The following is a 23,571-nucleotide window of genomic DNA, read 5'->3' on the forward strand; positions in this document are numbered from 1 at the left end:
TTTTACTGCTGGGCTATTCTTGTGATTGATAGCCTGCTTTAAGATCAAAGCGTTCTTCATCTTCGGGCTTAAACTCGGGTGGCTCAAATCCTATGATCTGATCTCCGGTATTACCTTCTGCGTCTATGAACCTTTGAACGCCGTTAAAAAACTCGATTTCAAGGGCGTTTTCTAGATAATCTATACGAATATGCTTGATGATCTTTTTAAGTTCGCTGTTGTATCTCACACGTTTTTCAATGGCTTCGTCAGAGCGATCATAAATTATTTCGCCAATGTCATTTGATTTCAAACCTGAGAACGACTTTTCCGACAGATATATTTGATCGAGCTTTTTAGTGTCGGCTTCGATTTCTTGGTCTATGTGGGTGCGGTTGCTTTCAAGTTCTGCGATCAATTCGTTGTAAGTTGATGGTATGGTTTTACCACTCATAATCATGTTTTTAACGTCGATCTTGAAGTCGTCAAGCCTGCTAGTTATTTGATCTCTATTTGCTTGCATCTTCATGATTTTTGTTTTCAGTTCTTCTGCCTGCGTGTTTTCTTCAAGCAGTGCCGAAACGTTCAAGCCATCGGTGAAAGCAAAGAACATCGAAAACAATTTTTTACCACGGATCGACAATTGACCAAAATGGGTATTTAGGTCGCATTTTCCTGTCATTGAATTTGTGCAGATGAAATAGTCCCTTTCTCCTTTGTTCATATAACGAATGGTGCCGCCACACCATTTGCAATAAATCAGGTCACGAAAAACGTTATATCGTTGATTTGAGTATCTACCTGCGAAAGGTCTGCGGGATTTGATTACTTCTTGAACTTGATAGAAAAGTTTTTCATCGACAACGGCGGGGTAATAATTCGGTATGGCGTCGCCTTCGTCTTTACGTTTTAGTTGTCCACCTTCGTCATAATGGATTTTTTGCGGGGAATGCTCGCCAATCAATTTACGATTAGACAATAGGTATTGTGTCTGGTGAATAGCGAGCTTTTCACTATAAAGATCGTTATATTCTCGCGTTGCTTCTTGTAGACCTTTCGACAATGAAAGCTTGAAAAGCGTATTAATTCGTTCGACTTTTGCTTGGTCAATGACAAAAGCATGGTTTTCGACTTTTAACCAAGTCGGCACCTTTTTAGTGACGATTTCACCGTTTCGCATTTTTTCGCGATTAAATTTCCATGCTTTGCTTGAAAAGTCGCTTTTTCGCTCACTCTCTGCGTTTGCTCGTTCAAACTCTACTAAGGCACTGATCCAATCCCCGAAATCTAGATTATCCGCATCATAGATTTTGTTTTTATCGAGAATGACGATCTTGATACCGGCGTAAAGGAGATCGGAAAAAATTTTGTTACTGCGGACAATTTTGTCACGCGAGAGCCGGTCGAAGTTTTCAATCAAGAGATACGAACCCTTGTCGATTTCGCCCATTCTCACTTGACGCAAAAACTGACCTAACACGCCTTCAGCACTGGCGTTTTTCCCCCGGTGAGCTGACGTACCAGCGTCTTCAAGGTGTCTATCCACATCCAAGCCATGCTTGGTGACGAAAGCGTCTATAAGCTCGTTTTGACGTGTCCGGGTGCTGCCATCTTCCTGCCGGGTCGAGGAAAAGCGAACGTATGGAAAGCATTTTTTAGTCATTTTTCAGTCAACCCAGTCGATGGAACGTATAGCGTAGCATGGCTGCATCTACTGCTATGCGCGGCCCAGCCATGCCTATTGGGACATGTCGCCGGGGCTGGATTTCGAAACCCGCTTGATCGCCAAGAGCAATGCCGCCGAGGTGCTTGAGCAGCAGCTGTCCAGGCCCGGCTATGTGTGTGCGCCGATCAACCTGGGTTCCAATACCGACCCGTACCAGCCCATCGAACGCGAGTACAAAATCACCCGGCAAACTCTCGAAGTGCTGCTGCGCTATCGGCACCCGGTGACCATCATCACCAAAGGCTCGCTGATACTGCGCGACCTCGACCTGCTCACCGAATTGGCCCGGCAACGGCTGGTGGCGGTGATGATCAGCCTCACCAGCCTGGACGACGAACTCAAGCGCATCCTCGAACCGCGCGCGGCGGCGCCCAAGGCGCGGTTGCGGGCAATTCGCGTCATGCGTGAGGCAGGCATTCCGGTGGGTGTGCTGTGCTCGCCGATGATTCCGATGATCAACGACAGCGAGCTGGAAAGCCTGCTCACCGAAGCCCACGCTGCCGGGGCGCAAAGTGCGGCCTACATGATGCTGCGCTTGCCGCTGGAAGTGGCGCCGCTGTTCGAGGAGTGGCTGGCGGCACATTACCCGCAGCGCGCAGCCCACGTGATGAGCCTGGTTCGCCAGGTGCGCGGCGGCGAGGTGTACAACAGTCGGTTCGGCGTGCGCATGCGTGGCGAGGGGCCCTTTGCCGATCTGTTGGCGCAGCGGTTCAGTAAAGCGATCAAGCGCCTGGGCCTGGATCGTCGAGAAGGATATAACCTCGATTGCACGGCGTTCTGTCCACCGGGCAGACAGATGGCGCTGTTATAGACTTATCAGGTGAGGTACATCGTTACTGTAGGAATAGTCGCGTTTTGATATCAATGAAACCCTTGATCTAGAGCGGTTCATTCAGCTTGAGTTAAGTTTCGATGGTTACCTTGTTCGGCGAGTGACCAACGAGTCGGTGACCTGGGTTGTGGCAGTTGCACAACTATTTCACGGCTCTGGCGTCGAACTGAGCTGAACCCTGCCCCTGCATAAAGTATGAGGATGAATCATGAGTGATTACGATAAACAGCCGTTGGCTGCGTCGGCTTCAGCCCCTCAAGTGGCGGAGTCCGCCGATGCAGCGCTGCAGCACATCGTTGACGGTTTTTTGCATTTCCATCACGACGTCTTCCCCCAGCAGGAAGAACTGTTCAAGAAACTCGCCACGGCCCAGAGCCCACGAGCGATGTTCATTACCTGCGCCGATTCGCGCATCGTGCCCGAGCTGATTACCCAAAGCTCCCCTGGCGACCTGTTCGTGACCCGTAACGTCGGCAACGTGGTTCCGCCCTATGGCCAGATGAACGGCGGCGTATCCACCGCCATCGAGTACGCGGTACTCGCCCTGGGCGTGCAGCACATCATCGTGTGCGGCCACTCCGACTGCGGCGCCATGCGCGCAGTGCTCAACCCTCAGAGCCTGGAGAAGATGCCAACGGTCAAGGCCTGGCTGCGGCATGCCGAGGTCGCCAAGACCATGGTCCATGACAACTGCGACTGCGCCAACGAAGGCGAAAGCATGCAGGTGCTGACCGAAGAAAACGTCATCGCCCAGTTGCAGCATTTGCGCACCCACCCTTCCGTGGCTTCGCGCATAGCCAATGGCCAATTGTTTATCCACGGCTGGATCTACAACATCGAGACCAGCGAGATCCGCGCCTACGACGCGGAGCAGTCGGCGTTCCGACCGTTGGGCGGTGAAGGTCCGATTCCGTCCGCGACGCCTAAAGCGCGCTTCTAACACACTTCCCTGCCGGGTAAAGCGGTGGCTGCCATGGATGCAGCCAGGCTTTACCGCGCCCGGCGAATGCCTCGGGAGAGTCATCATGCGTGCTGCTCAATTGAAAGCTGTATTGCCAAGGGAGCTGCTTGCTTCCGTGGTTGTGTTTCTGGTCGCCCTGCCTCTGTGCATGGGGATCGCGATCGCGTCCGGCATGCCGCCGGCCAAGGGCCTGATCACCGGGATCATCGGCGGGTTGGTGGTGGGTTGGCTGGCGGGGTCACCGCTGCAGGTCAGCGGCCCGGCGGCGGGCCTTGCAGTGTTGGTGTTCGAGCTGGTGCGTCAGCACGGCATGCTGATGCTCGGGCCGATTCTGCTGCTGGCGGGCTTCCTGCAATTAGTGGCCGGACGTTTGCGCCTGGGCTGCTGGTTCCGCGTGACGGCGCCTGCAGTGGTGTACGGCATGCTCGCGGGTATCGGCGTATTGATTGTGCTGTCGCAGGTGCATGTGATGCTCGACGGTGCGCCCAAGCCTTCCGGGTTGGACAACCTCACGGGCTTCCCGGCGGCGCTGGTCGAAGCGATCCCGACGCTGGGCGGCGGCCTTGGCTGGCAGGCCGGTCTGCTGGGTCTGTCGACCATGCTGGTGATGTACCTGTGGGACAAATTGCGCCCGCAGAAACTGCGCTTTGTGCCCGGCGCTCTGCTTGGTGTGGGCCTGGCGACCGTGACCAGCCTGGTACTGGCGTTGCAGGTCAAGCGCGTGGAAGTACCGGAAAACCTGGCGGACGCCATCGATTGGCTGCGTCCCAGCGACTTGCTCAACCTGGCCGATCCGCAGCTGTTGATCGCGGCGTTCGCGGTGGCGTTCATCGCCAGTGCTGAGACCCTGCTGTCCGCCGCCGCCGTTGACCGTATGCACAGTGGGCAGCGCTCGGACTTCGACAAGGAATTGTCTGCTCAAGGTGTAGGCAACATGCTCTGCGGTCTGGTCGGCGCCCTGCCGATGACCGGCGTGATCGTGCGCAGCTCGGCCAACGTCCAGGCCGGCGCCACCACGCGCCTGTCGGCGATGTTCCATGGCCTGTGGCTGCTGGGCTTCGTGCTGCTGCTGTCGAGCGTGCTGCAGAGCATCCCGGTGGCAAGCCTGGCGGGCGTGTTGGTGTACACCGGGATCAAGCTGGTGGACATCAAGGCGTTCAAGGCGCTGGGGCGCTATGGGCGGATGCCGATGTTCACGTACGCGGCCACAGCTTTGGCGATCATTTTCACTGACTTGCTGACGGGCGTGCTGGTGGGCTTCGGTTTGACATTGCTCAAGCTCGCGTTCAAGGCCTCACGCTTGAAAGTCAGCCTGATCGACCTGCCGCAGGACGCCGAGATGGAACTGCGCCTGACCGGTGCGGCGACCTTCCTGAAGGTACCGGCGCTGACGCAGGTGCTGTCGACTGTGCCGGCGGGGACCACCGTGCATGTGCCACTCAATAACCTGAGCTACATCGACCATTCTTGCCTGGAATTGCTGGAGGAATGGGGCCGTGCAAATGCGGCGAAGGGCTCGAAGCTGGTGATTGAGGCGCGAGGGCTGAAGCGTCGTCTGGAAGGGCGGATAAGGACCACAACCGGGATTGGATCCGCCCCGGCTTGAACACCTGAGAGGCTCCTTCGACGTGGCACTGTCGCGCAGCAAGTTGGAGCCTCTGTGGCGAGCGCGCTTGTTGTGGCGAGCGGGCTTGCCCCGCGTTGGGGTGCGAAGCGCCCCCAATCACGGAAAACGCGGTGTACCTGGCACTGCGCGGTGAATGGTTTTGGGGCTGCTGCGCAGCCCAACGCGGGGCAAGCCCGCTCGCCACAGGGGGTGGTTGACTGAAAAAGCTCATGGGCTGGGTGAAATTTCAGGCTTAAAATCAACAGGTTATTCTTGTTTGTTAAGAAGGCGTTTGCTCCCTCCCACATTTGATCTTTTAGGCAGGCTGATCCAGGGCCAGTTCAACGCCCAACTGCCGCGACAGGCACGGCCAGCGTTTCCACGCGGCTTCGGTGTTCGGGCTTCTCAGCTTTTCCCGGTAGCTCTCTACCGACTCCAGCGCAAAACTCTCTTCGTTGAGCATTTCATCCACCGCCAAGTGCACGGCCTCGTCCAACTGGTTGGCAAAGACTTCACCGATCAACTGGTGGGCAATCAGGTTGGCCACGGTGGTATCCGCCGGTATCAATGGCTGGCCGAAATGCTTGATATATAGATCGTTTACTTCTTCCACCAGGCGATGCGCCAGGTAGGCTTCATCAAGCAAACCTTCCAGGCCTTCGTGCCCGGCCAGGATTGACGGTGGCTGCAGGAAGAAATGCTCGGCAATCTTCAGTACCGGTTTGATCTGGCTTTCGATACCGGCTGCGCGGGCCACGTCATTGGCGGCGTCCAGCAGATCCGGGACGAGGTCGATGTAGGCCTTGACGAAGCGGGTCATGACTGCGTTGCGATCACCTTCAGCCAGGGAAATGGCCGAGTGCAGGTGCGGCAATTGTTTTTCCAGTTGCAGGGCCAGTTGGCCCGTGCTGGCTTCGTGGTGATGGGCACGGGAAATCTGCTCGCGCAATGCGGCGGTGTTCATGGTGGCTCCAGTCAAGCAGGTGTAGGAAAGAGGAGAAGTTAGCCCGTTTATCCGAGCGCCTAAGATGCATTTGTCATAATTACTTCATGGTTATGCGCGTGCGCTATAACCAAGTGCAAATTTTAGTCGCAAAACCGTTTCCGCTCCTGACTTTATTGGGTGGGATTGATCGTTTTCACTGATTTTCCCGGGTACATCGCGAGGTTACGAACGCTGTCTATACTCGACGATGTTCTGGATTGTGTTGCTCTTGCTGATACTGGGTGGGTGTTATGGCTGAATCTGTTCCGCTCAAACGGTTTATTGCGCGTGTGCTGATCCTCGCGGTGGTGATGTTCGCTTTCAGCTTTGCTCTGGTGCCCATCTACGACGCACTGTTCACCGCGTTCGGCTCCAACGACAGGGCCGGGCAATACGAGGGATCGCAGGCAGTGGACTCGATGCGCCAGGTGCGGGTGCAGTTTCAGTCCACCAATGCCGCCAATATGGTGTGGGATTTCCATGCCAAGGCCAGTGAGGTCGTGGTCCATCCAGGCGCCGTCAGCGAGATGCTGTTTGTGGCCTACAACCCCACCAACAAACCCATGACCGCCCAGGCGGTGCCGAGCATCTCCCCGGCGCAAGCCGCGCCGTACTTTCACAAGACCGAGTGCTTTTGCTTCACCCAGCAAGTGCTGCAACCCGGCGAGCGCATAGAAATGCCGGTACGTTTCATCGTCGACCGCGATATGCCCAGGGATGTGTCACATGTAACGCTGGCTTACACGTTGTTCGATATCACTGCGCACTCATCGCCCGTGGCCCTGCGTGGCGAGGGCTAGCTACTGTTTGCCCCCTCCATAACGGAGGCAAATACATGCTCAATCATGATACGTACTACATAACCTGAAGCAGTGTTACACCCGGCTGCTTCTCCTGCTTTACACTTCGGCACCTGTTGCTGCCATTTATCGCCCTGCCCGTAAACCACTACTACTGTTGACCCTATGACTCGAACTCAAAAAACTGTCTTCATGCTGATTGCCCTGGTGGCGTTGATCCTGGGCCTGATCGTTAACAAGGCGATCTCGGGAAGGGGCCAGGTGGACTCCGTGGCGTTGATCGACGCAGGCATCATCCTGCTGCCGCAAAGCCGCCAACTGCCGCCAGTGACCCTGCAGGATCAGAACGGCCAGCCGGTGGTGATCAACGAGTTGAAAGGCAAATGGAGCCTGCTGTTCTTCGGCTACACCTTCTGCCCGGACATCTGCCCCACCACCCTCGCCCAGTTGCGCCAGATCAAGAGTGAGTTGCCCAGGGAGGCTGTGGACAAGTTGCAGGTGATCCTGGTCAGCGTCGACCCGCATCGCGACACCCCGGCGCAGCTCAAGCAGTATCTGGGTTACTTCGATCCGCAGTTCCGCGGCCTGACCGGTGCGACTGTGGATGATGTGCAGAAGGTGTCGAATGCCGTGAGCATCCCGTTCATCCCGGCTGACACCAGCAAGCCCAACTACACCGTCGACCACAGCGGCAACCTCGCGATTATCGGCCCGGACGGTACCCAGCGCGGGTTTATCCGCGCGCCGTTGAACAACCAGAAGCTGGTGGCACAGTTGCCGGGATTGTTGCTGCGCAAATAAGGCCGGCACAAAAAAATGGGAGGGGGCTCGCTCCCGATAGCGGTGAGTCAGTCGACATATCAGTTGACTGACTCAATGCCATCGGGAGCAAGCCCCTTCCCACATTTTTGACCGCCATCAGGCTGGAGGTCGCAGATTTACGGATGAATCAAAACGCCGGCTTGATCGCGCCCTTGTATTTCTCTTCGATGAATTGCTTCACTTCAGGGGTGTGCAAGGCGGCTACCAGTTTCTTCACGGCGTCCGAGTCCTTGTTGTCTTCACGAGTTACCAGAATGTTCACGTAAGGCGAGTCGCTGCCTTCGATCACCAGCGCGTCCTTGGAAGGGTCCAGCTTGGCTTCCAGGGCGTAGTTGGTGTTGATCAGCGCCAGGTCAACCTGGGTCAGCACGCGCGGCAGGGTCGCGGCTTCGAGTTCGCGGAATTTCAGGTTTTTCGGGTTGCCGGTGATGTCCTTGATGGTCGACAGGATGTTGGTCGGGTCCTTCAGGGTGATCAGGCCGTTTTTGGCCAGCAGCAACAGGGCGCGGCCGCCATTGGTGGCGTCGTTGGGGATGACCACGTTCGCGCCGTCCGGCAGCTCGTCGAGCTTCTTGTACTTGCTGGAGTACGCGCCCAGGGGTTCAAGGTGCACGCCGCCGACACTCACCAGGTGAGTGCCCTTGGCCTTGTTGAACTCATCCAGGTACGGCTGGTGCTGGAAAAAGTTGGCGTCCAGGCGTTTTTCCGCCACCTGCACGTTGGGCTGTACGTAGTCGGTGAAGACCTTGACCTGCAGGTCCACGCCTTCTTTGGCCAGGGCAGGCTTCACGAACTCGAGGATTTCCGCGTGCGGCACCGGCGAGGCTGCAACGGTGAGGGTTTCGGCGTGGGCGGAAAACGCCGCAACGGCGGCAAAAGCGACCAGTAGTTTTTTCATGCAACAAGCTCCTTGTTCGGATAACTGCCGGCTTCTGGCCGGCAATAGCCGTTATTTTCGAGAAAAATGCACCACCAGTCGATCGCCGACGGTTTGCAGGATTTGCACCAGAATCAACAGCATCACCACGGTGACCACCATCACGTCGGTCTGGAAGCGCTGGTAACCGAAGCGGATCGCCAGGTCACCCAGGCCACCGGCCCCGACCACACCGGCCATGGCCGTGTAGGACACCAGTGTAATCGCCGTCACCGTAATCGCTGCAAAGATGCCGGGACGTGCCTCGGGCAGCAACGCGTTGGTGATGATCTGGCGAGTACTGGCGCCCATGGACTGGGTGGCCTCGATGATGCCGCGGTCCACTTCACGCAGGGCGGTTTCCACCAGCCGCGCGAAGAACGGCGTGGCACCGACCACCAGCGGCGGGATCGCACCCGCCACGCCCAGGGACGTGCCCGTGATCAACACCGTGAACGGAATCATCACGATCAACAAAATGATGAAGGGCAGCGAACGCAGCATGTTCACGATCAACGACAGCAGCGCGTACAAGCCTTTTTGCTCGAACAGCTGGCGCGGGCTGGTCAGGAACAGCAGCACGCCCAGCGGCAGGCCCAGCAGCACGGTAAAGAACAACGAACCGAACAGCATGGTCATGGTGTCGCCCGTGGCGAGCCAGATCTCGGACCAGTCGATATTGGCGAAGAAACTCAGGAAAACGTCCATCAGCGCAGCACCTCCATATGGACATCGGCAGCGGTAAATCGCGCAAACGCCGCGTCCATGTCGCCGCCGGTCACGGCCAGGGTCAGTTGCCCGTAAGGGATATCTTTGATGCGGTCGATCCGACCGGCGAGGATGCTGTAGTCCACCCCCGTTTCACGGGCGACGGTACCCAGCAATGGCGCGTAGGTCGCTTCGCCCTGGAATGTCAGGCGCACGATGCGGCCTGGCACGTGGGCGAAATCATCGCGCTGCTCGCTTTCGTCGATCTGGTCGGCTTCCTGCACGAAACGCTTGGTGGTCGGGTGCTTGGGGTGCAGGAACACCTCGGCCACCGAGCCTTGTTCGACGATGACGCCGGCGTCCATCACGGCCACCTGGTCGCACACGCGGCGGATCACGTCCATTTCATGGGTGATCAGCACGATGGTCAGCTTCAGCTCGCGGTTGATTTCGGCCAGCAACTGCAAAACCGACGCCGTGGTTTGCGGGTCGAGGGCACTGGTGGCTTCGTCGCACAGCAGGATTTTCGGTTTGGTCGCCAGGGCGCGAGCGATGCCGACGCGCTGTTTCTGGCCGCCGGACAGCTGCGCCGGGTATTTTTTGGCGTGGTCCGACAGGCCCACGCGGGCAAGCAACTCGGCCACGCGCAGGTCGATGGCCTTGCGCGACAACTCGCCGGCCAGCGTCAGCGGCAGTGCCACGTTGTCGGCGACGGTCTTGGACGCCAGCAGGTTGAAGTGCTGGAAAATCATCCCGACCTGCTGGCGGAAGCGGCGCAGGCCGTTGGCGTCCAGTGCGGTGACTTCCTCGCCATCGACCGTGATCTGCCCGCCACTCGGTTCTTCGAGGCGGTTGATCAGGCGCAGCAGGGTACTTTTACCCGCACCCGAGTGGCCGATGAGGCCGAACACCTGGCCGTTTTCTACGCGCAGGCTGGTGGGGTGCAGGGCGGGGATATCCCTACCGGCGACGCGGTAGGTTTTATGGACGTTTTGAAACTCGATCACGTAGCGAACCTTGTGGGGCGCATGGAAAAGGGATCAGCGGTTAGCCGGGCGCGCATTTTAGCCTGTCCGTATAGTCTTTCTTAGCATTTATTTCGCATTCAACCAGCGATTTGGCAATAACGCGATCAAAGGTCATAAAAAAGGAACGGCCCAAAACCTCATCAGTCACTACTTAAGCAACTCGATTTCCCAGGTGCCGTGCCTGGGGTTTTGCTCAAAAGAGCCGGGGAACGCTCTGGCCACTTTGAATAAGGAGTTTTGACTGATGAGTACCAAGAAGCCAGCCACCCCGCCCAAGAGTGAACTCGCGGGCACCGATACCCTTGACCGTGGCAACACCAACGCCAAATTGCAGGCCTTGGAAGAATTCCGCTCCGACGCAACCGGACAGGCGCTGCGCACCAACCAGGGTGTGAAGATTTCCGACAACCAGAACAGCTTGAAGGTGGGCGCTCGCGGCCCCTCGCTGCTCGAAGATTTCATCATGCGTGAAAAGATCACGCACTTTGACCATGAACGCATTCCAGAGCGCATCGTGCATGCCCGTGGTACCGGCGCCCATGGTTACTTCCAGACTTACGAAGACCACTCTGCGCTGAGCAAGGCTGGTTTCCTGCGTATCCCGGAGCACAAAACCCCGGTATTCGCGCGCTTCTCTACCGTGCAGGGCCCGCGCGGCTCCGGCGATACGGTGCGTGACGTGCGTGGTTTTGCCGTGAAGTTCTTCACCGAGGAAGGCAACTTCGACCTGGTGGGCAACAACATGCCGGTGTTTTTCATTCAGGACGCGATCAAGTTTCCTGACTTTGTGCACGCCGTAAAGCCTGAGCCGCACAACGAGATTCCTACCGGCGGTTCGGCCCACGATACCTTCTGGGACTTCGTGTCGCTGCAGCCCGAATCGGCGCACATGGTGATCTGGGCCATGTCCGACCGTGCCATTCCAAAAAGCCTGCGTGCCATGCAGGGTTTTGGCGTGCACACCTTCCGGTTGATCAACACCGAAGGCAAGTCGAGCTTCGTCAAGTTTCACTGGCGGCCAAAGGTTGGCACCTGCTCCCTGGTGTGGGACGAAGCGCAGAAGCTGGCCGGTAAAGACACCGACTACCACCGTCGCGACCTGTGGGAAGCGATTGAGAGCGGCGACTACCCTGAGTGGGAGCTGGGCGTTCAGATCGTTGCAGAAGAAGACGAGCATAACTTCGACTTCGACCTGCTCGACCCGACCAAGATCATCCCCGAAGAGCTGGTGCCGATCACCCCGCTGGGCAAGATGGTGCTTAACCGCAACCCGGATAACTTCTTCGCCGAGGTCGAGCAGGTTGCCTTCTGCCCAGGCCACATCGTGCCGGGTATCGATTTCACCAACGATCCGCTGCTGCAAGGCCGTCTGTTTTCCTACACGGATACGCAGATCAGCCGACTGGGCGGACCGAACTTTCACGAGATCCCGATCAACCGTCCGGTTGCGCCATTCCATAACGGCCAGCGCGACGCGCAGCACCGCACCGTGATCGACAAAGGCCGCGCCGCCTACGAGCCGAACTCCATCGACGGCGGCTGGCCGAAAGAAACACCGGCAGGCCCGACTGACGGCGGCTTCGAAACCTATTACGAGCGTGTCGACGCCAACAAGGTGCGTGAGCGCAGTGAGTCGTTCGGCGACCACTTCTCCCAGGCCACCCTGTTTTTCAACAGCATGAGCCACCACGAGAAAGAGCACATCATCGCGGCCTACAGCTTCGAGCTGGGCAAGGTCGAGCGCGAGTACATCCGTGCCCGTCAGGTCAACGAGATCCTCGCCAACATCGACCTGGAACTGGCCAAGCGCGTTGCGCAGAACCTGGGCCTGCCGGCGCCGACCAAAGGCACCGTGCCTGTGCGTGAGACCTCGGTGAAAAAATCGCCAGCTTTAAGCCAGGTGAACCTGCTGTCGGGTGATATCAAGACGCGCAAAGTGGCGATTCTGGCGGCCAATGGCGTGGACGGTGCAGCGATTGATGCGATGAAAAAAGCGCTGGAGGCAGAAGGTGCCCACGCCAAATTGCTGGGGCCGACGTCGGCGCCTGTGACCACGGCAGATGGCAAGGCGCTGCCGGTGGATGCGTCGATGGAAGGCATGCCGTCGATTGCCTTTGACGCGGTGTTTATCCCGGGCGGTAAAGCCTCGGTGGACGCGCTGAGCGGTGACGGTGTGGCGCTGCACTATGTGTTGGAGGCGTACAAGCACCTGAAGGCGATTGCGGTCGCCAATGATGTGAAGCCGCTGTTGGATCTGCTGAAGCTGGAGGCGGATGAGGGGCTGATCGTGGGTGCGGATGCGAAGGCGTTCAAGGCGTTCTTTGCGGCGATTGCCGAGCATCGGGTCTGGGATCGTGAGGTCAAGGCCAAGGCGATTCCGGCTTAAGTCGTCCGCTGTTTGTTAGACCGCTATCGCAGGCAAGCCAGCTCCCACATTTGAAGTGTGAATACTTTCAAGTGTGGGAGCTGGCTTGCCTGCGATGCTTTAGTCCGCCTTGCGCGGAATCAAAACCACCTGCGCCGGAATGTGTTTCAGGATCTGCCGGTGGATCTTCAGCTCGTACCCCGAATCAATCCGCTTTACCCGTTTGGTCAGTAATGTGGCCAGCCACGGGTAATCCTCGGTGCGCGGCGCCTGGATGCTCACGTCGCACTGGTAATTCACCACATCGGTGGCAATCGCATCCAGTTGATGGCGTAGCGCTTCGATATCGGTGAGGTTCAACGCCACCGTAGTGCTGGGCGCCGCCGGGTCGATGACCTTGGCGGGCGGCTTGGCTTCGGCGGCTTTCAGGGCGGCCTCGGCTTTGTCCAGCTCGGCTTTGCGCGCATGGCTGATCGCACTGTTGACGCCGCCGGTGAGGGCCGGCGCCTTGGGCATCAGCGCACGGGCACGGCTCAGGGCGGTGGCGGCAGCATTGACGTCGCCTTTTTGCAGGACGATCTGGCTGCGCTGCAGGTAGGCTTCGGCCAACTGGCGTTGGTAAGCCTCCAGCGCCGGGTCATTGGGCGTTTGCGCCTGCAAGGCCGCCAGTTGGTCCTCGGCGGTGGCCAGTTCGCTGCTGGCCAGGTTTTGCTCCAGCTGCGCGATGGCCGCAGCGCGAGCGTCCGGCGTCGCGAGGGCGGCGGGCGGTGTGCTTTGACAGGCGCCCAGCAGCAGGGAAAATGCGGCAAGGAGCAGATAACGGGAGGTGAACGGCTTCATTCCTGCGACTCTCTAATTGCGCAAAAAGCGAGCAAGTCTACACCCCTCGACGGGGCAGGACAAAACTCAGCAGAAACAGGGCGGCGGCCGCGACCACAATCGATGGCCCGGCCGGCGTGTCCTTGAACCAGGACAACGCCAGGCCCCCACAGACGGCGAGCATCCCCAACAGGCTGGCGCCAATTGCCATCTGCTCTGGAGAGCGGGCGTGGCGCTGGGCGGCGGCGGCGGGAATGATCAGCAGCGACGTGATCAACAATACGCCGACAATCTTCATCGCGACAGCAATCACCACCGCGATCAACAACATCAGGGCCATGCGCAGTGCCGGCACCGGCAAGCCTTCCACCTTGGCCAGCTCCTCGTGCACGGTAATCGCCAGCAGCGGGCGCCACAGCGTCACCAGTAGCACCAGCACGGCAGCGCTGCCGCCGAGGATCCACGCAAGGTCGGTCGGGCTGATCGCCAGCAGGTCGCCGAACAGGTAGGCCATCAGGTCGATGCGCACTTCATGCATGAAGCTCAGCACCACCAGGCCCAGGGACAAGGTGCTCGGCGCCAGGATGCCCAGTAGGGTGTCGGAGGCCAGCGGCTGGCGCTGTTGCAGGGTCACGAGCAGCACCGCCAGCAGCAGGCAGCCCACGGTGACGGCGATGGTCGGGCTCACATCCAGCAAAAAGCCCATGGCCACGCCCAGCAGCGCGGCGTGGGACAAGGTGTCGCCAAAATACGCCATGCGCCGCCACACCACGAACGAGCCCAGCGGGCCCGCCACTAACGCCAGAGCCAAGCCTGCCAGCAGGGCGTAGAGCAGAAAATCAGCCATGCTTGCAGCTATCTCCGTGAACATGCACGTGGGGTGCAGAAGGGTCGTCGACCACGGCGCCATGCAGGTCGTGGGCGTGGTCGTGATGGTGGTGATAGATCGCCAGGCTCTGCGCGTTCTTGCCGAACAGCTCGACAAAGGCCGGGTCGCCGCTGACCTGTTCCGGGTGGCCGGAGCAGCACACATGGCGGTTGAGGCACACCACCTGGTCGGTGGTGCTCATCACCAGGTGCAGGTCGTGAGACACCATCAGCACACCGCAGCCATGGCGGTCGCGCAGGCGGGTAATCAGGCTGTACAGCTCGGCCTGACCGGCCACGTCGACACCTTGCACGGGCTCATCGAGCACCAGCAGTTCGGGCTCGCGCAGCAGGGCGCGGGCCAGCAGCACGCGCTGCATTTCGCCGCCGGAGATGCTTTGCACCGGGCTGTCGATCACCTGCTCGGCGCCGACTTCCTTGAGCGCGGCCTGGGCGCGGGCGCGGTCAACGCCGGGCACCAGGCGCAAAAAGCGCAGCACGGATAACGGCAAGGTCGGATCAACGTGCAATTTTTGCGGCATGTAGCCCACGCGCAGTTTGGGCTTGCGCCATACGCTGCCGGTGTTGGGCTTGAGCAGGCCGAGCACGGCGCGTACCAGGGTGGTCTTGCCGGCGCCGTTGGGGCCGATCAGGGTGACGATCTGTCGTGGCTGGACACTCAGGGCGATGTTATCCAGCACGGTTTGCCCGGCGAATGTGACCCCGACCTGCTCCAGGCGGATTAACGCGTTGCTCATCAAGCCCCCTGGCAGCCCGAGCACAGGCCGACCACTTCGACCGTTTGCCCTTCGACCTGGAAGCCCACCTCGGCAGAACTCTTGATGATCGCGTCGCTGATGCTTTTTTGTTCAAGCTCGATGGCGGCGTGGCATTCGCGGCAGATCAGGAACTGGCCCTGGTGCGCATGTTCGGGGTGGTTGCAGCCGACGAAGGCGTTGAGCGAGGCGATGCGGTGCACCAGGCCGTTTTCCAGCAGGAAATCCAGCGCGCGATACACGGTAGGCGGCGCGGCGCGACGGCCGTCCTGTTCGCTGAGCACGCCGAGAATGTCGTAGGCGCCCAGCGGCTTGTGGCTTTGCCACACCAGTTCCAGCACGCGCCGACGCAGGGCGGTCAGGCGCAAACCCTTTTGCGCACACAGGGTGTCGGCTTCCGCCAGTGCGGTGTGCACGCAGTGAGAATGGTCGTGGGGACGGCTGGCAAGCGGTGTTTTAGGCATGAGCGGCGACAGACATTTGATAGAGACGTTATTATGTTACCCGTTCCTACGCCATTGAGTGGTCATCGTGTCCCGACTTTTTCCAGTTTTTGTCATATTTATCGCCAGTTTTTTCGTTGCGGGGGCCGCTCAGGCTGAGGTGAAGGTGCTGACCAGCATCAAGCCGTTGCAGCTCATTGCCGCCGCTGTGCAGGATGGCGTGGCGGTTCCCGAGGTCTTGCTGCCGCCGGGTGCGTCGCCGCATAACTTCGCATTGCGCCCATCCGACGTACGGCGCGTGCAGTCGGTGGACCTGCTGTATTGGATCGGTCCGGACATGGAAAGCTTCCTGCCACGCGTGCTCAAGGGGCGCAGCGCGCCAACAGTGGCGGTGCAGGACCTGCCGGGCATGAAACTGCGTCGCTTCGCCGAAGATAGTCACTCTCACGCCGACGATGCCGCCGAGCATGACCACGATCACCGTCCGGGCAGCCTGGATGCGCACTTGTGGCTATCCACCGTCAATGCGCGGGTGATCGCAGCGCGCATGGCGGCGGACCTGAGTGCCGCCGACCCGCAGAACGCCGGCCGTTATGAGAGCAACGTGAAGGCTTTCGACGAGCGTCTGGACGCACTGGATGCGCGTCTGAAAAAGCGCCTGGCAGGGATCGCTGGCAAACCTTATTTCGTGTTCCACGAAGCCTTCGATTACTTCGAAGATGCTTATGGGCTCAAGCATGCCGGCGTGTTCAGCGTTGCCGCCGAAGTGCAACCGGGCGCCCAGCATGTAGCGGCGATGCGCACGCGTCTGCAGGAAGTGGGCAAGACCTGTGTGTTCAGCGAGCCGCCGCTGCGCCCGCGTCTGGCTGAAACACTGGTGGCGGGTCTGCCGGTAAAACTGGCGGAGCTGGATGCACTGGGCGGTTATACGCCGGCCACGGCGAATGGCTACGAGCAAGTGCTGGACAAGCTGGGTAACGACCTGGCGGGCTGTCTGGAATCGCTCTAAGACCAAGCGAAGATCAAGTGTGAGAGGGGCTTGCTCCCGATGACCGTGTGTCAGGCATGCATAAGTTGCCTGATACTCCGCTATCGGGAGCAAGCCCCCTCCCACATTTTTTGATCCGGTAAGGCTTCAGAGGGCGAACGGCAGGTGGACGCTGACCTGCTGGCGTTGCGCCAGGCGGTGTTCGAACTCCGCTGGATCGTGAATCAGCACATCCTGCCCGGCAAACGACTCAGCAGCAATCAGGCGCGACAGCCAGAACCGTACGCACGCCACCCGCAGCATCGTCGGCCACAGTTCGGCTTCCTTCGCGGTAAACGGTCGTAGCCCCGCGTAGGCGCCCAGCAACGCACGGGCCCGCGACCCATCGATTGCGCCTTCTGCGTTCGAGCACCAGTCATTCAGCGCAATCGCGACGTCATACAGCATCGGCCCGGAGCAGGCGTTGTAGAAGTCGATCAGGCCGGTCAGGTGGGTGCCTTCGAACATCGCGTTGTCGCGGAACAGGTCGCCATGGAGGTTGGCGCGCGGCAGGCCCAGAATGTCGGCCTTGTGCGCCTGGATCTCGGCCAGCGCGTCCTGCAGCAGGCTTTGCTGCGCGGCGTTCAAGTGCGAAACAATCTGCGCACCTTCACCGAGCATCCAGTCCAGCCCGCGGTCGGTCTTGCGTTCCAGCACCTTGTCGCCCTGGGTGGCCTGGTGCAAATGGCCGAGCAGTTCGCCGACCTGGGCGCAATGCTGCGCATTGGTGTGCGTGATGTGCTTGCCGGTCAGGCGCGGTTGCAGCAGCGCCGGTTTGCCGGCCAGCTCGCGCAAGGCGACGCCGTCGGTGGTGCGCAGCGCGTAGGGCACCGGCAGGTCAGCGTCGTGCAGTACGTCGAGCAGCTCGATGAAAAACGGCATTTCTGCCACAGGGCCGCGCTCAACCAGGGTCAGCACGAACTCGCCCTGTTCCAGGCTGATGAAGAAATTGGTGTTTTCGCTACCAGCGGCAATCCCCTGGAAGTCGAGCAGGCGGCCGAGCCCGTAGGGCGCGAGAAAGGTTTCCAGCTCGGGCCGAGCCAGGGGGGTAAACACAGACATGGGTAAACTGCCGTTACGGACGCTGCGAATTGCAGCGTCGATTAAAGTGGGGAAATCATTTCCATTCGAAGATCTTCCATGACGGAATCAGCATATCCGGCTGGTCAGAACGGATGAAGTTCGCGTCGGTTCCGTCCGCGCGCACCAGGAAATACGGCGGTGCACCTTTGGGCGTGACTTTGATCGCATACAGAAAGCCATTCTGGCGGTACTCCTGGATGGTCTTGTCGCCTTCCGTGCGAATGGTCACTTCCGGGTCGGCCGACGGCGCATCGTCTGCCGCCATGGCAGCCATCGGAGCGAGTGCAATCAGGCCAGTCAACAGCAGGCGATTGAATGTACGCATGATAACCTTGTCCCTTTGTTTTCATTGGTCCGGCTATTCTAGCGCCTGACCCGCCGAAAAGGTTGATCCTGCTCATGAGCCAAGCGCCCCTCGTCCTGGTGGACGGTTCTTCTTATCTGTACCGCGCCTTCCATGCACTGCCACCGCTGACCACCTCCAAAGGCCTGCCGACCGGCGCGGTCAAGGGCGTGCTGAACATGCTCAAGAGCCTGCGCCGGCAGTACCCGGACAGCCCGTTCGCGGTGGTGTTCGACGCCAAGGGTGGGACTTTTCGCGATGACATGTATGCCGATTACAAGGCCAATCGTCCGAGCATGCCCGATGACATGCGCCTGCAGATCGAGCCGCTGCACCAGAGTGTGATCGCGCTGGGTTTTCCGTTGCTGTGCGTCGAAGGCGTCGAAGCCGATGACGTGATCGGCACCCTCGCCCGCAGCAGCGCGGCCGCCAGCCGGCCGGTGGTGATTTCCACCGGTGACAAGGACATGGCGCAGTTGGTCGACGGGCACATTACCCTGGTCAACACCATGACCGGGAGCGCGATGGACGTAGAGGGCGTGAAGGAGAAATTTGGCGTCGCTCCGGAGCAGATCATCGACTATCTGGCATTGATGGGCGATTCGTCCGACAACATCCCCGGCGTGCCGGGCATTGGTCCCAAGACCGCCTCCGGCTTGCTGGTGGGCGTCAATGGCGGCCTCAAAGAGCTTTATGAGCAGTTGGACATTGTGCCGAGCCTGCCGATTCGCGGCGCCAAGACCCTGCGCGCCAAGCTGGAAGAGCACCGCGAGATGGCGTTCCTGTCGTACCGGTTGGCCACGATCAAGATCGATGTGCCGCTGGATATCGGCCTGGACGACCTGCACCTGATCGAACCGGACCGTGAAAAGCTGCTTGAACTGTACACCCTGCTCGAGTTCAAGAGCTGGTACGACGAGATTCAGCGCGATGCCAAGCGCGTCGAGCTGAGCGCGGCGCCCGTGGCGGTCGAGGTGGTCGAGGTGGTCGAGGCTGCACCGACAGCACCCCTGGAAACGGCCTACACCACTATCCTCGACCAGCCGACCTTCGAGCTGTGGTTGAAGAAGCTCCAGGATGCACCGTTGTTCGCGTTCGACACCGAAACCACTGGCATCGACGCGCAAAAAGCGCAATTGGTCGGGGTTTCCTTCGCCGTGCAGCCCCATGAAGCGGCCTACATCCCGCTGACCCACTCCTACATCGGCGTGCCGGACCAGCTGGACCGTGACACCGTGCTGCTGGCCTTGAAACCGCTGCTGGAAGACCCTGCCAAACTCAAGGTCGGCCAGCACGCCAAGTTCGACATGAACATCCTCGCCAACTGCGCCATCGGCGGCGACCCGGCGCAAGGCATCACCGTGCGCGGCATTGCTTTCGACACCATGCTTGAATCCTATGTGCTCAATGCCACCGTCACCCGGCACGACATGGACAGCCTGGCCAAGAAGTACCTGGACTACGACACCGTCAGTTTCCAGGACATCGCCGGTAAGGGCGCCAAGCAACTGACCTTTGACCAGATCGCACTGGAACAGGCGGGCCCGTACGCAGCCGAAGATGCCGACGTGACTTTGCGTCTGCACCAGGCGCTGCACACGCAATTGGCCGCGATCCCGAGCCTGGCCAGCGTGCTGTCGGATATCGAAATTCCGTTGGTACCGGTGCTGGCGCGCATCGAGCGTCAGGGCGCGCTGGTTGACAAGGAATTGCTGGGTATCCAGAGCATCGAGTTGGGCCACAAGATGGTCGAACTGGAGCGCCAGGCATTCGAGATCGCCGGTGAGGAATTCAACCTGGGTTCTCCCAAACAGCTCGGCTCGATTCTCTACGACAAGCTCGGCATGCCGGTGCTGAAAAAGACCGGCAAGGGGCAGGCCTCGACAGCGGAAGAAGTGCTGGCCAAACTGGCCGAGGATGACTATCCGCTGCCCAAGGTGCTGATGCAGTACCGCAGCATGAGCAAGCTCAAAAGTACCTATACCGACCGCCTGCCGGAACAGATCAACCCCCGCACCGGGCGTATCCACACGTCTTATCACCAGGCAGTGACCGCGACCGGGCGCCTGTCTTCCAGCGACCCGAACCTGCAGAACATTCCGGTGCGCACCGCTGAAGGGCGGCGCATCCGCCAGGCGTTTGTCGCGCCCAAGGGTTACAAGCTACTGGCAGCGGACTATTCGCAGATCGAGCTGCGCATCATGGCGCACCTGTCCAGGGACGAAGGCTTGATGAATGCCTTCCGTCATAATCTGGATGTGCACACCGCCACCGCGGCCGAGGTGTTCAAGGTGGAGTTGGACGAGGTCACGTCCGACCAGCGCCGCAGTGCCAAGGCGATCAACTTCGGCCTGATCTATGGCATGGGTGCGCAGAAGCTGGGCAAGGACATTGGCGTCGATACCAAGACCGCCAAGGCCTATATCGATGTCTATTTCGCCCGCTATCCCGGGGTGCGCGAGTACATGGAGCGCACCCGCGCGCAGGCTGCCGACCAGGGCTACGTGGAAACCTTCTTCGGCCGCCGCCTGTATGTGCCGGACATCAATTCCAACAGACCCCAGGAACGGGCCGCCGCCGAGCGCACGGCGATCAACGCGCCGATGCAGGGCACCGCAGCCGATATCATCAAGAAAGCCATGGTGCGCGTGGATAACTGGCTGACCGACTCGGGCCTGGATGCCAAGGTGATCCTGCAGGTACACGATGAATTGGTGCTGGAGGTGCGTGAGGATCTGGTCGCCGAAGTCAGCGAGAGGATTCGTGAGCACATGAGCGCTGCCGCGCAACTGGACGTGCCACTGCTGGTGGAAGTGGGTGTGGGCAATAACTGGGACGAAGCGCACTGACGGCGGGCGTTTGCCACCGCTAATGAACGGTGGCACAGCGTTTGAAGTGGGAAATGGCCTTCAGGTATTTCACAGTTTTTCAGGCGGGCCGGAACTTAACCTGTGAATTGCCACTCAGATTCTCTGAATGGGTGGTGAAGCCCTTCAAAGCTCCTATGTTGTGTTAAGTGTTGGCAGATATCCGGACCCCGCCCTAGCGGTCCGGAACTTGAACCCCGAACTTCCCCTCCCCATACGAAGTCCGGGGTTTTTTTTGCCTGCAGAAAAGCTATTCGGCGATTTCTGCTTCTGCGCCCTTGTCCGCCAATTCCATCCAGCCGGCCAGCACGGTGTAGGCGTCTTCCAGGCCCATGCGCTTTGGCGCCGAGAACAGCTGGATGGTGATGGTGTCACCCCAGCCCTTGCGGATTTCGGCCTGCACCTTGAGCAAAGTGTTCTTGGCCGCGCCGTACGTGAGCTTGTCGGCCTTGGTCAGCAGGATATGCATCGGCATGCCGCTGGCGACAGCCCAGTCGAGCATCAGCAGGTCGAAGTCGGTCATTGGATGACGAATGTCCATCATCAGGATCAACCCTTTCAAACTTTCACGGCCACCCAGGTAAGCCTCCAGGTGACGCTGCCAGTGCAGCTTCAGCGGGATGGGTACTTTCGCGTAACCGTAGCCTGGCAGGTCGACCAGACGACGCTCGTCGTCCAGCTTGAAAAAGTTGAGCAGTTGCGTGCGGCCCGGGGTTTTCGAGGTGCGCGCCAGGCTGGCGTGGGTCAGGGTGTTCAGTGCGCTGGACTTGCCAGCGTTGGAGCGGCCGGCAAAGGCGACTTCAAAGCCTTCGTCATCGGGGCATTGGTCCACTTTGGCGGCGCTGAGCATGAAGGTGGACTGTTGGCACAGACCGAGGATGGGATTCTTGAGTTGCATGAGATTTCCGATGTGAGCGGTGCCGAAAAAGGGTGCGGCAAGCGGTGTCGTTTCCGTTTAAGTAGCGCGAGTATATGATGCCGCAGATTTTGTGTGTGCTTTCATGGCGCTCAGGCTACACAGGAACCCCAGGCGCTGTACAACCGAGTTTGTGTTCAAAGGCAATGCCGCGCATGGTTTTGTGCCGGGGGCCGCAAGGCTGGAGATCACCAGATCATCGATCCGTTGATGATGAGTAAACCCGGTAGATACGTTTAAAACCTCTGGCCGCAGTTGGATGAGTAGTTGGATTAGCTGATGAACAAACTGATCGTGAGTCTGCTGTTGGCCCTGGGCATCACCGGTGTTGCCCATGCCGCGGGTGATGCCAAGGCGGGCCAGACCAAAATTGCCGTATGTGGGGCCTGCCACGGGCCCGATGGCAACAGCCCGGTGCCCAACTTTCCCAAGCTGGCAGGTCAGGGCGAGCGCTACCTGGCCAAGCAGATGCACGATATCAAGGACGGCAAGCGTATAGTGCTGGAAATGACCGGCTTGCTGGCCAACTCCAGCGACCAGGACATCGCCGACCTCGCGGCGTACTTTGCCGCCCAGAAAGGCAGCGTGGGCGCCGCCGACCCCAAGCTGGTCGCCCGTGGCGAAAAGCTGTTCCGTGGCGGTGACCTGAGCAAGGGCCTGCCGGCCTGCACCGGTTGCCACGCGCCCGATGGCACAGGCAATGCTGCCGCGGGCTTCCCGCAGTTGAGCGGTCAGTACGCGCAGTACACCGCCAAACAACTGACTGATTTTCGCAAGGAAGACGCAGGCCGGGCCAACGATGGCGATGCGATGACCATGCGCACCATCGCCCGCAAGCTCAGCGATGAGGACATTGCGGCCCTCTCCAGTTACATCGAGGGTCTGCACTGACGGGCCGCGACGTTAACACTCGATTAATCCCGCGATGCAAGCATAAAAAGGGTGGCCCGGGCCGCCCTTTTTTGTGGCCGCTGCCGTTACACTAACGAACTCATGCCCGCGTAGACCTGTCACAACAAAGGGTCGCGTGAGGCGACTTTATTTGTCCAGGAGTAAAGCATGCGTAATCTGATCCTCAGCGCCGCTCTCGTCACTGCCAGTCTTTTCGGCATGACCGCACAGGCCGCCGACGTGCCGCTTGAAGCCGGTAAAACCTACGTCGAGCTGGCTAACCCGGTGCCGGTTTCGGTACCAGGCAAGATCGAGGTGGTCGAGCTGTTCTGGTATGGCTGCCCGCATTGCTACGCATTTGAACCGACCATCAATCCCTGGGTAGAGAAACTGCCCAAAGACGTGAACTTCAAACGCATCCCGGCCATGTTCGGCGGCCCTTGGGACGCCCACGGCCAATTGTTCCTGACCCTGGAAGCCATGGGTGTAGAGCACAAGGTGCATAACGCCGTATTCAACGCCATCCAGAAAGAAGGCAAGCGTCTGACCAAGCCGGACGAAATGGCTGACTTCGTGGCCACCCAGGGTGTCGACAAGGACAAATTCCTCGCCACCTTCAACTCCTTCGCCATCCAGGGCCAGATCAAGCAGGCCAAGGAACTCGCGCAGAAGTACGGGGTGCAAGGCGTGCCTACCATGATCGTCAACGGCAAATACCGTTTCGACCTGGGCTCTACCGGTGGTCCTGAAGCGACCCTCAATGTCGCTGACCAACTGATCGCCAAAGAGCGCGCAGCCAAGTAAGGGGCTC

Annotated in this window: 21 protein-coding genes and 1 pseudogene; 10 read left to right on the plus strand and 12 right to left on the minus strand. The window is 59.5% G+C overall.

What is annotated here, in order from left to right; genetic code table 11:
* Positions 1-13: 13 nt before the first annotated feature.
* Complete coding sequence (locus tag VRB54_RS00320) at positions 14-1,642, minus strand: recombinase family protein (protein WP_338479094.1); 1,629 nt, start codon at positions 1,640-1,642, stop codon at positions 14-16.
* A 37-nt stretch (positions 1,643-1,679) separates the two neighbouring features.
* Here VRB54_RS00320 and VRB54_RS00325 point away from each other — a divergent pair.
* The 3 genes and pseudogenes from VRB54_RS00325 to VRB54_RS00335 all read left to right on the plus strand — a co-directional run.
* A pseudogene (locus VRB54_RS00325) lies at positions 1,680-2,516 on the plus strand (PA0069 family radical SAM protein); the annotation flags it as partial.
* Positions 2,517-2,745: 229 nt separating this feature from the next.
* The gene (locus tag VRB54_RS00330) at positions 2,746-3,477 is read left to right on the plus strand and encodes a carbonic anhydrase (protein ID WP_338479095.1); all 732 of its coding nucleotides are present in this window, start codon (positions 2,746-2,748) and stop codon (positions 3,475-3,477) included.
* Positions 3,478-3,562: 85 nt separating this feature from the next.
* Positions 3,563-5,104, plus strand: a complete 1,542-nt coding sequence (locus VRB54_RS00335) for a SulP family inorganic anion transporter (protein ID WP_209986831.1) — start codon at positions 3,563-3,565, stop codon at positions 5,102-5,104.
* Positions 5,105-5,420: 316 nt separating this feature from the next.
* Here VRB54_RS00335 and VRB54_RS00340 read toward each other — a convergent pair whose 3' ends face one another.
* Positions 5,421-6,068 carry a hypothetical protein gene (locus VRB54_RS00340; RefSeq protein ID WP_338479096.1) on the minus strand — a complete coding sequence of 216 codons (648 nt, stop codon included), beginning with the start codon at positions 6,066-6,068 and terminating at the stop codon, positions 5,421-5,423.
* Positions 6,069-6,340: 272 nt separating this feature from the next.
* Here VRB54_RS00340 and VRB54_RS00345 point away from each other — a divergent pair, with 272 nt between their 5' ends.
* Together VRB54_RS00345 and VRB54_RS00350 are read left to right on the plus strand one after the other, a co-directional pair.
* Positions 6,341-6,889, plus strand: coding sequence for a cytochrome c oxidase assembly protein (locus VRB54_RS00345; protein WP_338479097.1), 549 nt, complete (start codon positions 6,341-6,343; stop codon positions 6,887-6,889).
* A 165-nt stretch (positions 6,890-7,054) separates the two neighbouring features.
* On the plus strand, positions 7,055-7,690 hold the full coding sequence (locus VRB54_RS00350; protein ID WP_209986841.1) for an SCO family protein: 636 nt from the start codon (positions 7,055-7,057) through the stop codon (positions 7,688-7,690).
* A gap of 148 nt (positions 7,691-7,838) precedes the next feature.
* On the opposite strand, the gene VRB54_RS00355 is transcribed toward VRB54_RS00350, so the two are convergent.
* From VRB54_RS00355 to VRB54_RS00365, 3 genes are read right to left on the minus strand one after another with little or no spacing between them, the layout of a single operon-like run.
* On the minus strand, positions 7,839-8,609 hold the full coding sequence (locus tag VRB54_RS00355; RefSeq protein ID WP_057006190.1) for a MetQ/NlpA family ABC transporter substrate-binding protein: 771 nt from the start codon (positions 8,607-8,609) through the stop codon (positions 7,839-7,841).
* A gap of 51 nt (positions 8,610-8,660) precedes the next feature.
* Positions 8,661-9,335, minus strand: coding sequence for a methionine ABC transporter permease (locus VRB54_RS00360; RefSeq protein WP_209986847.1), 675 nt, complete (start codon positions 9,333-9,335; stop codon positions 8,661-8,663).
* On the minus strand, positions 9,335-10,342 hold the full coding sequence (locus VRB54_RS00365; RefSeq protein WP_057006188.1) for a methionine ABC transporter ATP-binding protein: 1,008 nt from the start codon (positions 10,340-10,342) through the stop codon (positions 9,335-9,337). Before VRB54_RS00365 ends, VRB54_RS00360 begins: the two co-directional genes overlap by 1 nt.
* A gap of 265 nt (positions 10,343-10,607) precedes the next feature.
* Between VRB54_RS00365 and katE the strand changes: the two genes are divergently transcribed.
* On the plus strand, positions 10,608-12,749 hold the full coding sequence (gene katE / locus VRB54_RS00370) for a catalase HPII (protein WP_338479098.1): 2,142 nt from the start codon (positions 10,608-10,610) through the stop codon (positions 12,747-12,749).
* Between the two features lie 99 nt (positions 12,750-12,848).
* Here katE and VRB54_RS00375 read toward each other — a convergent pair whose 3' ends face one another.
* The 4 genes from VRB54_RS00375 to zur are packed head-to-tail and all read right to left on the minus strand — an operon-like array spanning position 12,849 to position 15,654.
* Positions 12,849-13,568 (minus strand): PA5502 family lipoprotein, encoded by a 720-nt coding sequence (locus VRB54_RS00375; RefSeq protein ID WP_209986852.1) that lies wholly within the window; start codon positions 13,566-13,568, stop codon positions 12,849-12,851.
* A 37-nt stretch (positions 13,569-13,605) separates the two neighbouring features.
* On the minus strand, positions 13,606-14,394 hold the full coding sequence (gene znuB, locus VRB54_RS00380) for a zinc ABC transporter permease subunit ZnuB (protein ID WP_338479099.1): 789 nt from the start codon (positions 14,392-14,394) through the stop codon (positions 13,606-13,608).
* The gene (gene znuC / locus VRB54_RS00385) at positions 14,387-15,172 is read right to left on the minus strand and encodes a zinc ABC transporter ATP-binding protein ZnuC (protein ID WP_338479100.1); all 786 of its coding nucleotides are present in this window, start codon (positions 15,170-15,172) and stop codon (positions 14,387-14,389) included. Before znuC ends, znuB begins: the two co-directional genes overlap by 8 nt.
* On the minus strand, positions 15,172-15,654 hold the full coding sequence (gene zur / locus VRB54_RS00390) for a zinc uptake transcriptional repressor Zur (protein WP_003233728.1): 483 nt from the start codon (positions 15,652-15,654) through the stop codon (positions 15,172-15,174). The genes znuC and zur overlap by 1 nt, the downstream gene beginning before the upstream one ends.
* A gap of 58 nt (positions 15,655-15,712) precedes the next feature.
* Between zur and VRB54_RS00395 the strand changes: the two genes are divergently transcribed.
* Complete coding sequence (locus VRB54_RS00395) at positions 15,713-16,642, plus strand: zinc ABC transporter substrate-binding protein (protein ID WP_338479101.1); 930 nt, start codon at positions 15,713-15,715, stop codon at positions 16,640-16,642.
* Positions 16,643-16,768: 126 nt separating this feature from the next.
* Here VRB54_RS00395 and VRB54_RS00400 read toward each other — a convergent pair whose 3' ends face one another.
* A complete protein-coding gene (locus tag VRB54_RS00400; RefSeq protein ID WP_338479102.1) occupies positions 16,769-17,722 on the minus strand; it encodes a homoserine kinase in 954 nt (317 codons plus the stop codon).
* Positions 17,723-17,777: 55 nt separating this feature from the next.
* Positions 17,778-18,068, minus strand: a complete 291-nt coding sequence (locus VRB54_RS00405) for a DUF2782 domain-containing protein (protein ID WP_003187366.1) — start codon at positions 18,066-18,068, stop codon at positions 17,778-17,780.
* A gap of 74 nt (positions 18,069-18,142) precedes the next feature.
* Here VRB54_RS00405 and polA point away from each other — a divergent pair, with 74 nt between their 5' ends.
* Positions 18,143-20,935, plus strand: a complete 2,793-nt coding sequence (polA, locus tag VRB54_RS00410) for a DNA polymerase I (protein ID WP_338479103.1) — start codon at positions 18,143-18,145, stop codon at positions 20,933-20,935.
* A gap of 268 nt (positions 20,936-21,203) precedes the next feature.
* Here polA and yihA read toward each other — a convergent pair whose 3' ends face one another.
* Positions 21,204-21,851 carry a ribosome biogenesis GTP-binding protein YihA/YsxC gene (yihA, locus tag VRB54_RS00415; protein ID WP_338479104.1) on the minus strand — a complete coding sequence of 216 codons (648 nt, stop codon included), beginning with the start codon at positions 21,849-21,851 and terminating at the stop codon, positions 21,204-21,206.
* A 297-nt stretch (positions 21,852-22,148) separates the two neighbouring features.
* On the opposite strand from yihA, the gene VRB54_RS00420 reads away from it, so the two are divergent.
* On the plus strand, positions 22,149-22,760 hold the full coding sequence (locus tag VRB54_RS00420) for a cytochrome c4 (protein ID WP_338479105.1): 612 nt from the start codon (positions 22,149-22,151) through the stop codon (positions 22,758-22,760).
* Between the two features lie 168 nt (positions 22,761-22,928).
* A complete protein-coding gene (gene dsbA, locus VRB54_RS00425) occupies positions 22,929-23,564 on the plus strand; it encodes a thiol:disulfide interchange protein DsbA (RefSeq protein WP_338479106.1) in 636 nt (211 codons plus the stop codon).
* Positions 23,565-23,571: the final 7 nt, after the last annotated feature.

Source organism: Pseudomonas trivialis (genome assembly GCF_036864995.1).
GTDB classification, from domain to species: Bacteria; Pseudomonadota; Gammaproteobacteria; order Pseudomonadales; family Pseudomonadaceae; genus Aquipseudomonas; species Aquipseudomonas trivialis.

Excerpts from the sequence above, each read along its gene's own strand:
- VRB54_RS00320 (WP_338479094.1), bottom strand. The coding sequence starts at position 1,642 with ATGACTAAAAAATGCTTTCCATACGTTCGCTTTTCCTCGACCCGGCAG.
- VRB54_RS00330 (WP_338479095.1), top strand. The coding sequence starts at position 2,746 with ATGAGTGATTACGATAAACAGCCGTTGGCTGCGTCGGCTTCAGCCCCT.
- VRB54_RS00335 (WP_209986831.1), top strand. The coding sequence starts at position 3,563 with ATGCGTGCTGCTCAATTGAAAGCTGTATTGCCAAGGGAGCTGCTTGCT.
- VRB54_RS00340 (WP_338479096.1), bottom strand. The coding sequence starts at position 6,068 with ATGAACACCGCCGCATTGCGCGAGCAGATTTCCCGTGCCCATCACCAC.
- VRB54_RS00345 (WP_338479097.1), top strand. The coding sequence starts at position 6,341 with ATGGCTGAATCTGTTCCGCTCAAACGGTTTATTGCGCGTGTGCTGATC.
- VRB54_RS00350 (WP_209986841.1), top strand. The coding sequence starts at position 7,055 with ATGACTCGAACTCAAAAAACTGTCTTCATGCTGATTGCCCTGGTGGCG.
- VRB54_RS00355 (WP_057006190.1), bottom strand. The coding sequence starts at position 8,609 with ATGAAAAAACTACTGGTCGCTTTTGCCGCCGTTGCGGCGTTTTCCGCC.
- VRB54_RS00360 (WP_209986847.1), bottom strand. The coding sequence starts at position 9,335 with ATGGACGTTTTCCTGAGTTTCTTCGCCAATATCGACTGGTCCGAGATC.
- katE (WP_338479098.1), top strand. The coding sequence starts at position 10,608 with ATGAGTACCAAGAAGCCAGCCACCCCGCCCAAGAGTGAACTCGCGGGC.
- VRB54_RS00375 (WP_209986852.1), bottom strand. The coding sequence starts at position 13,568 with ATGAAGCCGTTCACCTCCCGTTATCTGCTCCTTGCCGCATTTTCCCTG.
- znuB (WP_338479099.1), bottom strand. The coding sequence starts at position 14,394 with ATGGCTGATTTTCTGCTCTACGCCCTGCTGGCAGGCTTGGCTCTGGCG.
- znuC (WP_338479100.1), bottom strand. The coding sequence starts at position 15,172 with ATGAGCAACGCGTTAATCCGCCTGGAGCAGGTCGGGGTCACATTCGCC.
- zur (WP_003233728.1), bottom strand. The coding sequence starts at position 15,654 with ATGCCTAAAACACCGCTTGCCAGCCGTCCCCACGACCATTCTCACTGC.
- VRB54_RS00400 (WP_338479102.1), bottom strand. The coding sequence starts at position 17,722 with ATGTCTGTGTTTACCCCCCTGGCTCGGCCCGAGCTGGAAACCTTTCTC.
- VRB54_RS00405 (WP_003187366.1), bottom strand. The coding sequence starts at position 18,068 with ATGCGTACATTCAATCGCCTGCTGTTGACTGGCCTGATTGCACTCGCT.
- polA (WP_338479103.1), top strand. The coding sequence starts at position 18,143 with ATGAGCCAAGCGCCCCTCGTCCTGGTGGACGGTTCTTCTTATCTGTAC.
- yihA (WP_338479104.1), bottom strand. The coding sequence starts at position 21,851 with ATGCAACTCAAGAATCCCATCCTCGGTCTGTGCCAACAGTCCACCTTC.
- VRB54_RS00420 (WP_338479105.1), top strand. The coding sequence starts at position 22,149 with ATGAACAAACTGATCGTGAGTCTGCTGTTGGCCCTGGGCATCACCGGT.
- dsbA (WP_338479106.1), top strand. The coding sequence starts at position 22,929 with ATGCGTAATCTGATCCTCAGCGCCGCTCTCGTCACTGCCAGTCTTTTC.